The following is a 16,077-nucleotide window of genomic DNA, read 5'->3' as shown; positions in this document are numbered from 1 at the left end:
TTCATTCTATCAACACGATTTAGTGTACAGCCCTAATTATCTAGTCCTTGTAGGTTTGATCTAATATATCTTTAGTCTTTAAATATTTTTCTTCCAATGAATTATAATCGTCTATATCCTTTTCATCAAGTTTCTTATTTTTTATATTTACATCATCCAGATCTTTGTTAGATAGAATATCGATTTTTGGCATAAGTGGATTAGATTCTTTATCCCCTATAAACACTGCATTTCCAAACGTAAACGATTTTGCTTCTCTGCCACTCATCATGACCTTAAAGGCACTATTCATTAAGTATACTCTCCCTTGATTTGCTGTTTCGTGTGGAAAGGTCGTTGGTGCATACGTTGCATCAACATAAGTTGGGCTACCTAACCAAGTAGCAATAGAAATCTCAGGCGAAGCCATCACAAGAAGTGAATCTGGTGACTTATTTTGACTATTTGGTACAGAACTCTCAAAATTACTTGATCCTGACTTCATGACATAGGTATCTTGACTAAAGCCGGTGTATTTAGGTCCTGCATAGGGTTCTGATCCATTTACCCCAGTTGCTTCTTTTAACATATTCACCACGGTTTTTGCCGTACTGGAACTCATCGTTCGTTTGCTTTCAGCATCAGAAAGATTAATTTTGACAGAGTCTGTTTCAATACTTTCAATAGTTGTTGGTTCAACTCGAACCCCATCGTTACCAAATACACTAAATGCTGAAGATAGTGCCAAAACATTTGTAGGGTAATTAATTGCTTGCTCAGCTGTGTAATTTGAGCCATTTGGGTTATATGATGCTAGGCCGAGTGGTTCCATCATAGTATTTTTTTGCTGATCATTGGTCATCTGAAATGCCTCAACAGCAGCTGTATTTAACGACAACCCTAATGCAAACGATGCACTAACTTTACCAAAATTCTGATTGCCATAATTATTAATTTTCCAATCTCCTACTGTAAAAGAACTTCCATTTTGAATCGTATTTGGTGTCAATCCTGCATACTCAACAGCTGGAGCATAATCAAGAAGTGGTTTTATTGTAGAGCCTGAAGATCGTGTTGCTGTATATGGAATCATCGGATTATCTGAATTAGTCGCAAGACCAATAATATGTCCTGTTTTCGTATCCAAAACGGAAATAGCAGTCAAACTTTGTTTATGTTCAATATACCCATTAGGTAATCGATCATCCTGAGGATAAGTTCCTTCTACTATATTATGTAACTCCTTCAATTGATTACTATCTGCATAAGTTTTAACAGTAATCGTGGCATTTTGCGGTAAATTTAAACTACTCAATTCATCTTTTACTTTTGAAACATAAGGTTGGTATTCCTTCGGTGTCCCTTCCTGTTTATATCTTTTTAATGCAAACTCTTCCTTTTCACTTTGGACTAGTTCAACGGTTTGTTTATATATTTTATCACCAATCAGCTCATTTTCTTTCATAATTGCTAATACAGTAAGCGTCCGTTGCTTACCACTTTTTTCAAAGTCTTGAACATAAACTGATGGTGATTGACCTAACCCAGCCATATAAGCAATCTGAGCTACCTGTTTAGGGTCATTTGTATTCATATCTGACATATCATTACCAAATAACTCAAGTGAAGCTGCTCTAACTCCCACAGTATTGGGTGTTAGACGTAGTTCATTTAGATAGGCTTTTAAAATATCATCACGATTATATTTTTGTGATAGCTTTCTAGCATCAATTAATTGAATAACTTTATCTGACAATGTATTTTTATTGTTTGTTCCAAAAACCATAATCTTAACCAACTGCTGCTCAATTGTTGATGCACCTCTTGTAACAACTTTTTGACCTAGTTTTTTTCTGACTTGTGACACCACTGCCCCCATTGTATCTTTAATGGAGAAACCTTTTGTTTTTCTCGTATAAAAAGACGCATCCTCTACAGCAAGAAGTGTGTCTCTATATAATTTATCTACATTCCAATTGGGCTGATATTTAACGGGATCAAATTTAACGACGACATTATTTTTATCTAACGGTTCATCATTTTTATCTAAAATAATGAAAGACTGTGTGATCTTCTCATCAATGTTTTGAATTTCAAGTAAGGAGCTGTAAGGACTGTAACGTTTACTTATTGTATAAGCTCCTATCGACATAAATAGTATGACAATCATAGCAATCATACCGAGAATTATGGCTGTTAAGTGACGACGGCTAAGAAATCTAAAGCGTTTCTTTTTATTGTTTTTTGAAAACATCTATAGCCTCCTTTCCTTGTTTGTTCAATCTAGTATTCTTAAAATAAAAAATTTTAATCATCTGAACTTGTTGTTTCTTCTGTGCTTGATGAAGTCGTCTCACTTGTTATTGAAGAGTTAGAGTTAGAATTAGAGTTAGAGTTAGAGTTAGAGTTAGACGTAGATGAGCTACTTGATTCTGAAGATTGCGTTCTTTTTTCAACTGATTGATTTTCAACCACTATTGTAACAGTAGAGCCTTTAACGATATATTTATAATTTTGAGATGAAGGATCCTGTTTTAAAATGAGATCTTTTTCATTCCTATCCCAATTCTCCGTACCGCGGATGTTCTCAGGAACTGATTCTCCACTTTTATACATCGTATTTGTATATCCTTGTATACTCAAATTTAAATCCAATTGATCTATCTCTTCTTTAGCTTCTTTAACAGTCATACCAACTAAATCCGGCATATTCACTGACCGTTTAATTAATCGTTCATTAGTTTCTAAATCAGATTGAAGTTCGCTATACTTTTTTTTAAACTCTTCTACCATATTTTTCGACTGAATATAGTTATTTGTTCTATCTATATAATCACCTAGCTCCATACCAAACTTAGTATTTGGTTCAGGAATAGTTTCTATGAGACTGGCATAGGAAAAAACTTGATCTGTTATTTTATTTGCTTCAATTATATTATTATTTATGTCATCCAATAAGCTAACAGATTTTTTAAAGCTCTGTTCATTTGTAACTGTCAACATGCCTTCTTGATTATATATTTTATGCAATAAGTCAAGCAAATCTTGCGCCTCTTTGCTCATTTTTTCGGCATCCGCAATCGTTGCATTTTGAAAAACAACCATTAATTCATCATATTTTTTAGGTAATATGCTTTTATAGTACAACACATATAATTCTTCAATATCTATATCTTCTACAATATCAATACGTCTCTTTATTTCCGACATAGCATTATCAATATCTGAAACGTCTGTTTTACCTTCCATTACTTCTAATAATAACTCTTTATTTTTAGCTAATGTCTTAACCTTTTCATCATTTGCTTCATACAACCAAGACTCAAAGGCATCATTTTTTAAAGATCTTATTAACCTAGTATCTGTTTCTTCAATCCTAGTTAGACGATATATTTCTTCTTGTGTTATATTTTGTGCTTCAGGAATATCGTTAATATAATGATATGCTTTAAAAAATAAATAAGCACTGACTAAACTGACCATTACAAAAAATGAATAAAAAAATATTTTCCAAGATTTACTTATTTTTCTATATTTTTTATTTTTGGTTTTTGATAACCTCACACGTTTTTTCTTTTTCATTTCATATAACCTCATGTGTTTCTTATTATTAATATAGTTAGGCGATTTTTAATAAATCTATATTTTATTATACACTAAAAAGAATAAAAAAGTTCTGACATGAAGTTTTCAATTGTCTATATAGGAAACGATGCCTTATCATATAATACTGATATTCTCTAACAAACATCTCTTATTTTTTTATGTACGCAAAAAGCCCTCAATCTAAATAGAATCATAGAGCCCATAGTTATATTATCTTTTTAAAAATTAAGGTACTAAAATAGAGAGTGATTATTATCATTATGAACAAAACGATGCGCATCTTTATATATTAATTTGGTCTTTTTATCCGGATCGCTTTCCAAAGTTAGTTTACTATCAACTATTAAAACATTAGGACTTCTAACTGAATATTGTTTTCAAAAAAAGAGTCTTACCATTTGGATTCCCTGTTTTATCAAAGTTACCAATGTATTGGTGCATATAATAACCTAATCTTTTAGCTTTGAGTATATTTCCAGAATATAAATACATCCCTATATCAAATTGAATAGGTACATCAATTATATGACATGCTTTCAAATTTAATAATTTAAAAATACCAGAATAAAAATCAAACCTATATATACACTGAATTTTCTATGGAATAACTGTCTGCTAACCAATATTTAGGAACTGTATACATAATATCTGTCAGTAATTTCCTATTTCCCAAAAAGTTTGGAAAATGAAAATTGTGATAGTGACAGGTTATCCCTTGACTCTCTTTTTTATTCATATATGGAAAAAACTTCTTATCCGTTTCTTCTGCTACATGTGGAGTAAACCTTGTAAACAGTCGTGATTCATTTTGTGTGCTACCAATCATCATAGGTTTTTGGGTAAAAAAAGAGCCTTTATAAACTGATTCTGTTAAGAATTGACCATCAATTACTGGAGCGAATGTCGTGATTCCTAATATTTTTTCTCTAACAAACTCTTCTAACTTATGATTAACCGCTAATAATCTATCAGTGAAAAAAGTCCAATAAATCATCTATATGATCAACTGATACTCCTAAGAAATCTAAATACTTTTGAGAAATTGCTGTAGCTTCTTGTTGAGTGTATAAAGACTTAATACACGCACTTTCTATAATCATTTTATGATAAAGATGTTGCGCAGAAGTTGTTTTATTTAAACACGCAATTAACATAACCCCAGCAGATTGCCCAAATAAAGTCACGTTATCAGAGTTACCACCAGATTCATAAATATTTTCTTTAATCCATTCTAATCCACATACAATATCTTTAATTCCAATATTGCTATCAAATTTATCACTAAAAGATGTAAAATCTAAAAAGCCGAATACATTCAACCTATAATTTATTGTGATAATGATACACTGTGTGTCTTCACATAATTTTTGAGCATCATATGTTAATCCAATCCCTATCCCTTTTTTACCGATACCTCCAGATTCAAAACTCCCTCCATAAATCCATACTATGATTGGGATGCCATCTTCAATTTCTGAAGGTTTCCAAATATTTAAAAATAAACAAATTTCACTTTTCTCTAATTTACCTTTTTGAATTGGATTAGCAGGATATGCAATGACTGTACCCGAATTATGTAAATCGACTCTTTCTGGAGATTTAAATCTTAACCGTCCAATAGGTGCATGAGCATATCGAATTCCTAAATATCTATCGACCTTTTTATGATGTGATCCTTGATATTTTTTTTATTACTTAATAATTTTTCATATATCATCATCCTTATCAAATAATCTATATTTTTTCATTAATATACCTTTTTTATAGTGTATTAGTCAAAAATAATAAATATGTCCCTAACTATAAAATCAAAGAGACAAGTTATCTAACAGTCCATAAAATAACTAGTTTAAAAAAATAAAGTCTTTATAAATTTTGTGTAAAAAAGTGTTACCAATGTATAGCGATAAATAAAAACATCCCTTAAAATCAGACTTTTTAGCCTCATTTTAGGGGATATTATCCTATATGAGCCGAACTCTATTCTTACATTAATACGGCCTTCTTTGTATTCTTTCAACTTCTTCTCTAAACTCATCCATTTGATTATTTAAATTACTTCGCAATACTGATAAATCTTGCTCAACTAATTGCTTTTTCTCAACAACACGTTCGCCATTAATCCATGTACTTTCGACATTACTAGCGTTTGCTGAATAAACCAACACTGAGTATGGGTCAAAGATAGGAAACATATTAACTGAGTTGGTTTCGATTAACATCATATCGGCTTTTTTTCCAACTTCTAAGCTACCAATTTTATGATTCATTCCTAATGCTTTCGCTCCACCTTTTGTTGCTAAAGCAACAATTTCTTTTGCAGGAAATGCTGAGCGATCTTTCAAATATGTTTTTTGAAAATTGGCCATCATTTTCATTTGAGTAAACATATCTAAAGTGTTTCCACTACTTGGACCATCTGTTCCTAAACCCACAGTCACTCCCTTATCAATTAGCTGTTTAATAGGTGCTACACCTTTAGCTGACTTTGTATTCGCTCCAATACAGTGAGCAACACTGACTTTTCCCTTAGATTCTGATAATAGTTCAATTTCTTCATCACTCAATAAAATACCATGAGCCATAATCAGATGACAATTTAAGAAACCTAATTCTTTCAAAAATTCAATAGGAGTTTGCTTATATAATTTTTGTAACTTAGCTAGTTCGTAATCCATTTCTGAAACATGCATCATAATTGGTGAATTCATTTCTGAACTAATCATCACTATTTTTTTCAGAATATCAACACTATTTGTATTAGTAGCATGTGGCGCAATCATGGGTGTAACTAAATCAGAGTTTTGCCATTTTTCTATAAATAGACGAGATCCTTCCACTGCTTCTTCTGCAGTTAAATAATCACATGTTGGCATGTCAATAATTGTTTGTCCTAAAAAACCACGCATTTTCATTTTTTCACAGCTCATAGCAACAGCATCTTCAAAATAATACATATCAGAAACTGTTGTTGTCCCAGATAACATCAGCTCTGCCATGGCATACTCACTACTTGTTGAAACTAAATCCTTTGTCATCACTTTTTCTAATGGAAATAAAAAACGTCTTAATCGATCAGGTATATCATCTCCTAAAGATCGAAAAGGAATCATCCCCAAATGAGTATGAAGATTAATAAACCCAGGTAGTAATATACTATTATTAGCATCTACTTCCTGATAACCTTCTTTTAATATTGGTTCTTCTCCCATATGTCCTAATTGTTTAATTTGGTCATTCTCAATTAAAAGATATCCTTTTTCATACACACTAAATTCATCATCCATTGTTAATATGTATGCATTCTTAATAAGTGTTTGCATTTAGTAACGTCCCATCTTCTTCATGTATAAGAGAGTAAAATTCTTGAGTCTTCGTATCAAGCATTCCCATATCTGTTACTTTAATTGCTGGTGAAACTGGTAGTGATAACGTTGAAAAAGACATAATTTCATTCATGTTTTTATAACCAAGCTGTCTCATACTTTGTCTTATTTCTTTTACTTTTAAACCAAGAATTGAAATTGGTGCTGTTGAAATAATACCACCTAATGGCAACGGACAACTCCCAATGATGTCATTATTCAAAGAAACACAATAACCACCTTTTATATCCAGTAGCTCGTGCTGTACCTTGAGTAAGTCTTGCTTAGTATTTCCCATAATCATAATATTATGATGATCATGTGCCCAAGTTGTTCCAATAGCACCTTTAGAATCAATCGGTTTTTCAACCAATGAATAAGAAATATTACGATTCTTTCCATATCTCTCCATCACAATTAATAGCGAACAATCTGCAGTTTCCCAATCTAAACAACCATCAATAACAGGAATTTCTTTTGTAATAGGTTCTGTAAACGTTCCTACTTCAAATTTACGAATGACCTGGCAACGTACTTTCTCTAAATCAGTCTCAACTTTTAGTGTTACATCATCTAGTGTCAACTTTCTAGTAGATAATGTATCAAAATAATGACTTGGATAGTACGCATAGTCATACTCTTTTTTGTCTTGTTTGTCTTGTTTGTCTTGTTTGTCTTGTTTGCCAATATCTGTTCCATAGACTTTTCGACCTTTTTTATAAACTGTTTTTATATTAAACGTCTCCAAATCGTCTAGTAAGATAAAATCTGCTAATTTGCCTGGAGCAATGATTCCACGATCATTCAAACTCATTCTTCTTGCTGGAGTATAAGTCGTCATATAAATCGCTTTTTCTATTGGTAACCCACATTCAACAGCCTTTCTTAAATTAACATCTAAATGACCATCTAATAATTCATCTGCCATGATATCATCGGTCACAATACTGACATATTCATAAAAATTATTTTCCTTTATAACAGCTATATTCTCTTTCGTCAGTGATTTTGCTTGTAATTGGACAAAAACACCATTTTCAATTCGTTCTTTTAACGATTCTGGAAATTGATGTGTATGATCTGATGAGATGCCACTATACAAGAAGTCAGATAATTCAGTTCCTTGAATTTTTGGACAATGACCTTCTAGAGGCATTGTCGGTCTTTTTTCTTGAACCAAACGAATAATTTGTGCAATGAGTGACTCTCTATCATATGAGATACCTTTAAAATTCATTGCTTCGCCCAAACAAATAACGTTTGGATTTCTAAGTAATGTTTCAACTTCTCCTAATCCAATTATGCCTCCTGTTGTTTCTAAAGACGGTGTTGTTGACGGAACTGATGAAGGGATTGCATGAAAGATATCAAGCTCTGTTTCAGCTGACATAAAATAATCCAATCCTTCATTACCAAAGACATTACCAATTTCATGTGCATCCGCAATAACTGTTGTTACACCAAATGGTAAAACTGCATCTGAAAAATTCTCTGGTGTACACATTGAACTTTCAATATGCATATGACTATCAATCAAGCCAGGAACCATAAACAGTCCCTGGCCATCAATAATAGTATTAGCTATAATTGTTTCTTCTTCAACATTAGAAATATGATAAATTTTATCTTTTTTTATATACACATTTTTTTTTAAAAATTTCTGTGTCACAGTTTGAAACAAAGACACATCCTTAATTTGAATATCCACCACAATCATGTCTAATACCCTCTTTTTATTGGTTCATAATTTTATTCCATCGATCTAGCCAAGTAGATAAATTGTCATTCACAAAATTAAAATCGACCATTTTGGCTCTATTAGCAACTTCACCGTATGTTTTATTACCTTGTTCTTCTTCAGATAATGTTACTTTTTTATTAATCGGTCCTTCATTTAAAGAGATTGCTTTTGTTTTTTGACTTTCTTCACTGATTCTATAATTAATAAATTTATATGCTAATTCTTTATTAGCTGATGTTTTCGGTACATTAATGGTGTTATAATTTGCGTAAGTTCCTGATTTTGGAACAACATACTCTAGAGTATCAGAAGATGATTTGATAATATCAACTGCAAAATCAGCTACAACTGCTGCCTCAATTTCTCCTGCTTGAAACATGTTCGCCAAATCTGACGATTTTGTATAAGTTTTTGTTACATTAGGCTTTAAATTTTTCATTTCTGAAAATGCTGCCTCACCTTTATCCGATGTAATATCTGTTTTAGCATGATCACTTGCTACATATAACATTAATGGTCCCGCTGTTGTTGAAATATCAGGAACTGAGATTTTCCCCTTTAAAGCAGAATCCCAAAGATCATCCCAGCTCGTAATTTCTTTGCCGATTTTTTCCTTATCGTAAATAATCCCGATACTATTTACAGCAATTGGAATACCCCCACCATTTTCAAAGACTTCTTTTGCTCCATCTGTTAATTCCGCCAAATTTGGGACTTCTTTTTCACTTACTTTTTCAAACATATCTGATGTATTACCTTCTGTTGAATTAGCTTGTGATAGCTCAATAACATCAATATTCGCTTTTTTATTATTTTTTAGTTTAGTAAATCGATCAGAACTATTACCTAAATCTAAAGTGACTTTAGCTGAATATTCTTCTTCAAATGGTGTAATAATATCTTTTTTAACTATATCTTCACTTAATCCAAATGTAGAGACAACCATCGATTGATCTGCCTTTTTATTACTCTCTTTTTTTATATTTGCCTCGCTGTTTCCACAAGCAGTTAATACTAGTAGCGCAACCGCTGAAATAGCTAATAAACCCTTTTTCATTTTATATATCCCCTATCTATTTATTTAATAAAATAATTTTTTCTTTTGAAAAATCCAACCCTATCTCTTGACCAACTTCATACATTTGATGGTCATCCCCATTCACTAACAATGACCCAATCTCTGTTTCAACTTCATATTGGTAACTCTTGCCTAGAAATGTTCTAACCAAAATACGTCCTTTGATAAGACCTGTTGATGAGATAGAAATATCCTCTGGTCGAATTGTTGCCATCAAATCTCCAGTTAATTTGACATAACGTTCAGAAACATGTAGTTCTACTCCAGATTCAGTCATAACCACTAAATCTTTCTTTTTTACTTTAAAGAAATTTTCAAATCCTATAAATCGAGCAACAAATTCTGTTTTAGGATAACGGTAAATCATTTCAGGTGTATCGTATTGTTCAATGATCCCTCTATTCATAATTGCCACGCGATCAGAAATAGAAAAGCACTCTTCTTGATCATGAGTAACAAAAACAGTTGTAATGCCTAGTTTTTGTTGAATTCGTTTAATCTCAATTCTCATAGCAACACGAAGCTTAGCATCCAAATTACTTAACGGCTCGTCTAATAGTAACAAGTCGGGCTCTACTACTAAAGCACGTGCTAAAGCTACCCTTTGTCGTTGCCCTCCTGATAACTGTTTGGGATATCTCTTAGAAAAACCATCCAATCCACAAGCTGAAAGCATCTCTTCTACTTTCTTATCAATCACTTCTTTTTTTCTTTACGAAGTCTTAATCCAAAAGCAACATTTTCTTCCACCGTCAAATGAGGAAATAAAGCATAACTCTGAAATACCATTCCAAACTGACGTTTATGTACAGGAACGCTGGTCAAGTTTTTATTATTAACCATAAAATCCCCACTAGTTGGTTTAATGAGCCCTGCAATAACTCGTAACGTCGTAGTTTTACCACAGCCACTTGGGCCAAGCAATGAAACCAATTCTCCTTTTTCCATTGCAATACTTAATTCTTTTAAAATCGATTGTTTACCATCATAGCTCACATCAATATCTTTTAATTCAACAAACGACACAAAAATCTCTCCTTAATTTATGAAATAGAAGCAAGTCCTAATGTTTTTTCAATAATAACCATCATTACAACTGTTAACAACATAATGATGACAGATAAAGCTGAAACAGTGGGATCATAGTTATACTCCATAAAACTTAATATAGAGGTGGGTAACATATTAACACCCGGACCTGATAAGAACATGGACACTGGAACATTGTTGAAGGAGTTAACAAAAGCCAACATAAATGAAGCAAAAATGCCAGATGATATGTTAGGTAACACAATTTTTATGAAAGCTTTTTGTCTAGTACAACCTAACGTCCAAGCCGCTTCTTCAACGGAAACATCCATCTTTTCCAAACTAGAACCCACTACCCGTATAATATAAGGCAAGCTAATCAAAAAATGCCCTATTAATAAACCTATAAAAACTGAAAAACCTAACTTAATCACAATCCATTGAAATAAGACATAACCAACTACAATTCCTGGAATAATTGTTGGTGACAGGAAAAAACTTTTAAACTGACTTTTCCCAGTTATTTTATAACGATTTAAGACATACGATATAGGAACACCTATCAACAAAGCTAGTAATGTTGCTAAAACGCCTATCGTTAAACTTAATTTAAAACCAGAAATAAAACTTTCTGTTTGAAAAACATTTAAATACCAGTCCAAAGTAAAACCTTTAATAGGAAATTTAATAGCTGACTCTGTTCCAAATGATGTAATGATTATAAGTAAAAGAGGTAAAAATAAAAACAAAAAAACAAAAATTGCAATAATCGTCATACCTTTTTGTTTACGCATGCTGGTCAACTCTCCTATCTACTTTTTTTGCCAACCAGTTTAACCCTTGCATAACAAGGACTGTAATAAAAATCATAATAAAGGATAAAATACTTGCTTGAGTCCAATCTCCTAATGTATTAGCTTTTTGATAAAGTAAGGTAGATAGTACCATTTTTTGATTTCCTCCTAACAACTGTGGAGTTGTATAAGCTGTCAAAGTCCCTGTAAAAACCAACGTACTCCCCACAATTGCTCCGGGAATAGAAAGTGGTAAAATAATTTTTCTAAATGCTACGAAAGGACTTGCTCCTAATGTTTCAGCTGCCTCTAACATCTCTGGTTCAATACTTTCCATAACGCCAATTAACGTCATAATCATAGTTGGTAAAAATAAATAAACCGAGCCAATGATAATAGCAAATTCTGAATAAAGTAAATTTAATGGTTGTTCTATAATATGTGACTTTAATAAAACAGAGTTAATAATACCATTTTTACCTAAAATGTTAATCCAAGCAAAACTTCTAATAACAGAATTGGTTAATAATGGAAAAAGTGTCATCGCCATTAACAGACCTTTCCACTTTTTATCCACACCAGCAATAAAATAAGAGGTAGGAATCCCTAATAACATACAAATAACCATAACAATGACAGAAATACGAATCGTTCTTATCACTACTGATTGATTATATGAATCCTTAAAAAAAGAAGTATATTGACTAAATGTTAAGTCACCTTCACTAAAAAATGTTGGAATTAAACTTGTTAATAAAGGAATAATCATAAAAAATAAAACAATAATCGTACCTGTTAAAACAAATAAATACGGAACTTTCTTTTGCATATAAAAACTCCTCGTTCGTTTTTTGACTCAATAAATTATAATTCATTTTTTAATTAAAATCAATACAATAATAAGTTCAATATTTAAAAAAGTTCGATTTTAAACATATTTAGCTAAAAAAACAATAAAAAATGAAAACACAGCACAAAAAAAAACTATTAACCACCGAACTAAACCTTATTAAACTATATATAAAAAAACACTATCATTATTTTTTTACGAACTTTTAACTAATATTCCCAAACAATAATTTCTGTTTACATCTATCTTATGACTTACCTATTTTTCATTCTATATACTATTAAATTAGGTCACTGTCATTAAATAGAATAAATTGGATGCCATCATCAAAAGAAATATTTTTGATACTCAGATAACTTCCAATACATATCGTGAACCGACAATTCTTTAATTTGCTGTCCCTATGTGTTTCCAATGAACCACTATTGATTCGTTATTACTATTTAAACAAACACTTACTAAGTATTCCGTTCAACCTTTCCTGCGCAAACCCTTTTTATGCCACTGCTACCCACAGCCGATGACGATTTGTTGGATATCTTTTTTGTTTAATACTTCTTTCAACAATTCATCTTCTGTTTCTCTATCCAATAATGTTTTAGATAGTTTCTTTGATGAATCAATTCCTGAGACAAGGTTCGCTACTAAATAGCCTTGGTACCTCATCTCAACCACATGATTTTGAATCAACATGGCAGTTAAGTCATTTTCTACCCCGCTCACTGAAACTGGCTTCAAGGTAATCACTGCGACAATCGCTTGGTTTTCTGATCCCCATGTCCGTTGTAGTAAGTAACGATTATTTCTGTCATCACTCAAAAAGACTTCATTTTTTATCGTATGTGTTTCTACTTTCACTTCATTTCCTCCTTAATATTCTTCTGGTAATAACATGGTTTGAGCTTGGCCATCATCAATCGCCCATATTTTTTTCACATTAAGTGAGCGGTATTCTGCAAACAAGTGAAGATGATATATCTGTTTCACCTCAGTTTTTTCTTGGCGATGAACAATCGTTAATAGCTCATGTTCAGTACCCACATCAAATTCAATGATTTGTAAGTAATCCATTGTTGGGTCTTTTTCTTTTGCCCGTTGTAAAATCAACTGCCAACAAAAATATTTAAGTTGATAAGGTACGGCTTCTTGTACTCCTTTTGTCACGTAGTACCCATCCTGTCTATCAAACATCTCTTTTCCTCCTTCTATTTTTGCGTATACAAATAAGAAGCTGACCAAAAAGTCTCTTAACGAAAATTAAAAGGAACAAAATTATTTTTGATTTTGTTCCTTTCAGAGTGAAGACGAAGAGCAAAAAAAAAACACCTCCGTTAATTTCATTTTACATGAATTCAACGAGGGTATTTTTAGATTTGTCTTACCTTCTGAGGTCAGTTCCATTCTTAATCTAAATGGATTGCCCTTTGAAAATCTTGTTCTTATTTGTAATACTCTAAACTCACCTTGATAAACAAGGTTTATTTCATTAAATATTTTACTTGTTGTAAAATTAAGTTAACCACCAAATAATAAATAACACACACATATAACAAAATTCTATATATCGTGAAGTACCATAAATTTACACTGGTATCTAATTCTTTGCGTTTAACTGTCCTATTAAAATACAACTGTCACAACAAATAGCTGTTGTTCATCGATAGTTATATCAACCTTCCAATTGTTTTTATCAGCAAGTTGCTTAACGATAAACAATCCTAAGCCTGATCCACCATCTTGTTTATTTCTGCTATAATCGGAACGATAAAACGGTTCGAATAGCCGCATAGGGTTATCTAATTCAATATTTGAACACAGATTTTTAACACAAAATACATTGTCCTCTAAAATAACTTGAATAGTGGTCTGAATCGTACTATACCGAAATGCATTACTTAAAATATTAGAAATAACACGTTCTATCATTAAACGATTTCCCAAAACATTAGAATTTCCAGAAAACTCTTTCGTTACTTGATAATTTCCCAATTCTGATAACAATAAATAAGATTCTAATTGCTCATTCACAATTTCTTTTAGCGATACCGTTTCAACATTATCTTCTAATTGTTTTATGTTATCTAGAGAGGAAATAGATAAAATATTTTGAACCAAGTTAGATTGATTGATTAATAATTCACGACACATTTTTAGATACGTATCGTGGTCTTTAAACTTACCAACATTATATATCATCCCTTCAACAATGCCCATCATTCCGGCCAAAGGGGTCTTTAATTCATGTGATGCCATTCTCATAAACTCAGATTTGGATTTTTCAACTTGTTCGACTTTGTCTACCTCTTTTTTTAGTGCTGAAATGGTTCGCAGATGAGTGTCATATAAACGATTAATATTCGTCGCTAACTGTGTGATTTCATCTTTACCAGACATATCACACGCAACATCTGGATTTAGACTCATCATATTCGTCGTTGTTTCCAACATTTTTAAAATACGTTTTGTCGAATAACGACTATAAAAAAATGCTGCTATTCCTCCTAAAACTAACGACGTTACTAATAGTAGGGGATATAATTTAATTAAGACTTGTCGTGCTTCTGATATTGGTTGAATTGAATACTCGCCATAAACCGTCAATGCTTTTTGGTTTGAATCAACAATTGATTCTTTCATCACTTTGTTAGTCGTAGTTTGTATGGGTTCAGATAAATTAATTTCCAAATCTATCCGACTCACATCAATTGTCGGGTAAATTGTTTGTTTTTCTTTATCAGAAAAGACAGAAATGTTCAGGCCGTCTCGACTTCTCTGAGAATAGGCTAGTGTCGATTGAATGTCTTCAATTGATTTGTCTTTAATACTTTTTACAACATCGCTAAATTCTTTAGTCGCTTCTTTTTCCTTCGTATACAAATAATATCTAGGCATGACAATATACAAAGTACCTAACAATAATGTCGTTACAAGAAAAATAATAGACACAGTGTATAAAAAGTTTTTCGTAAATAACTTCATAGTGGCGCCTCTAATCTGAAACCTCTACCTTTTATTGTCTTAAGTGGAAGAGATGGCAATTTTTTTCGAATATTTTTAATATGATTATCGAGTATTCGGTCATCCGAAAAATAGTCATATCCCCATACTTTCACTAATAGTTGTTCTCTAGTTACGACTCTACCAATATGCTCTGATAATTCTAATAGAATACCGAATTCTTTTCCTGTAAACTCGATTACTTCATTTCGGTACAAAACCTCAAATGATTCTTTTTTAATTAGAATATCCGGTGTAACGCGAACGGTTTTTTCTTCATTTTTATTATTTCTTAACGCATTTTCAATTCTTTTCATCAAAACCAATGGAGAGAATGGCTTGACGACATAATCACTAATGACATGATTAAAACTTGCCAGTTGTGTGACATCATCATCAAGAGCTGTCAGCATGATAATAGGAACATCTGATTCTTCACGTATTTTTTTTAATACTGTTAACCCATCTATTTCAGGTATCATAATATCTAGTAACACTAAGTCGAACGTACCTTGACTAAACGACTGCAGTGCTTCTGATCCAGAGATAACAGACGTGACATCATAATTATTTTCCTTCAAAAATTCTGTCACGACTTGATTAATGACTTCATCATCTTCCACTACTAAAACATGCAT

The 16,077-nt window shown here is 31.9% G+C and carries 13 protein-coding genes and 1 pseudogene; all 14 read right to left on the bottom strand.

Going from position 1 to position 16,077, the window contains the following annotated elements; genetic code table 11:
- Positions 1-40: 40 nt before the first annotated feature.
- Positions 41-2,233 (bottom strand): transglycosylase domain-containing protein, encoded by a 2,193-nt coding sequence (locus tag BHY08_RS01715; RefSeq protein WP_071456221.1) that lies wholly within the window; start codon positions 2,231-2,233, stop codon positions 41-43.
- A 53-nt stretch (positions 2,234-2,286) separates the two neighbouring features.
- Positions 2,287-3,561, bottom strand: a complete 1,275-nt coding sequence (locus BHY08_RS01710) for a PASTA domain-containing protein (RefSeq protein ID WP_071456220.1) — start codon at positions 3,559-3,561, stop codon at positions 2,287-2,289.
- 601 nt (positions 3,562-4,162) lie between these two features.
- On the bottom strand, positions 4,163-4,579 hold the full coding sequence (locus tag BHY08_RS11315) for an alpha/beta hydrolase family protein (RefSeq protein WP_071456219.1): 417 nt from the start codon (positions 4,577-4,579) through the stop codon (positions 4,163-4,165).
- A complete protein-coding gene (locus BHY08_RS11310; RefSeq protein ID WP_276325584.1) occupies positions 4,554-5,204 on the bottom strand; it encodes a carboxylesterase family protein in 651 nt (216 codons plus the stop codon). Before BHY08_RS11310 ends, BHY08_RS11315 begins: the two co-directional genes overlap by 26 nt.
- A gap of 372 nt (positions 5,205-5,576) precedes the next feature.
- Positions 5,577-6,908 carry an amidohydrolase gene (locus BHY08_RS01695; protein ID WP_071456217.1) on the bottom strand — a complete coding sequence of 444 codons (1,332 nt, stop codon included), beginning with the start codon at positions 6,906-6,908 and terminating at the stop codon, positions 5,577-5,579.
- Positions 6,892-8,667, bottom strand: a complete 1,776-nt coding sequence (locus BHY08_RS01690; protein ID WP_211267908.1) for an adenine deaminase C-terminal domain-containing protein — start codon at positions 8,665-8,667, stop codon at positions 6,892-6,894. Before BHY08_RS01690 ends, BHY08_RS01695 begins: the two co-directional genes overlap by 17 nt.
- A 16-nt stretch (positions 8,668-8,683) precedes the next feature.
- On the bottom strand, positions 8,684-9,748 hold the full coding sequence (locus tag BHY08_RS01685) for an ABC transporter substrate-binding protein (protein WP_071456216.1): 1,065 nt from the start codon (positions 9,746-9,748) through the stop codon (positions 8,684-8,686).
- A 16-nt stretch (positions 9,749-9,764) separates the two neighbouring features.
- A pseudogene (locus tag BHY08_RS01680) lies at positions 9,765-10,795 on the bottom strand (ABC transporter ATP-binding protein).
- A 17-nt stretch (positions 10,796-10,812) separates the two neighbouring features.
- Positions 10,813-11,592: an ABC transporter permease gene (locus BHY08_RS01675; RefSeq protein ID WP_071456215.1), complete on the bottom strand. Its 780-nt coding sequence runs from the start codon at positions 11,590-11,592 to the stop codon at positions 10,813-10,815.
- Entirely contained in the window at positions 11,585-12,421 is an 837-nt protein-coding gene (locus BHY08_RS01670; RefSeq protein WP_071456214.1) for an ABC transporter permease, read from the bottom strand. Before BHY08_RS01670 ends, BHY08_RS01675 begins: the two co-directional genes overlap by 8 nt.
- Before the next feature lie 528 nt (positions 12,422-12,949).
- Positions 12,950-13,300: a DUF1643 domain-containing protein gene (locus BHY08_RS01665; RefSeq protein ID WP_071456213.1), complete on the bottom strand. Its 351-nt coding sequence runs from the start codon at positions 13,298-13,300 to the stop codon at positions 12,950-12,952.
- 12 nt (positions 13,301-13,312) lie between these two features.
- The gene (locus BHY08_RS01660) at positions 13,313-13,633 is read right to left on the bottom strand and encodes a DUF960 family protein (RefSeq protein WP_071456212.1); all 321 of its coding nucleotides are present in this window, start codon (positions 13,631-13,633) and stop codon (positions 13,313-13,315) included.
- Positions 13,634-14,062: 429 nt separating this feature from the next.
- Positions 14,063-15,421, bottom strand: coding sequence for a HAMP domain-containing sensor histidine kinase (locus BHY08_RS01655; protein ID WP_071456211.1), 1,359 nt, complete (start codon positions 15,419-15,421; stop codon positions 14,063-14,065).
- Complete coding sequence (locus BHY08_RS01650) at positions 15,418-16,077, bottom strand: response regulator transcription factor (RefSeq protein ID WP_071456210.1); 660 nt, start codon at positions 16,075-16,077, stop codon at positions 15,418-15,420. The genes BHY08_RS01655 and BHY08_RS01650 overlap by 4 nt, the downstream gene beginning before the upstream one ends.

It is taken from the genome of Vagococcus teuberi, assembly GCF_001870205.1.
Taxonomy (GTDB): domain Bacteria; phylum Bacillota; class Bacilli; order Lactobacillales; family Vagococcaceae; genus Vagococcus; species Vagococcus teuberi.
Note: the sequence above shows the minus strand (reverse complement) of the source record. Positions and strands in the feature narration are given on the sequence as shown.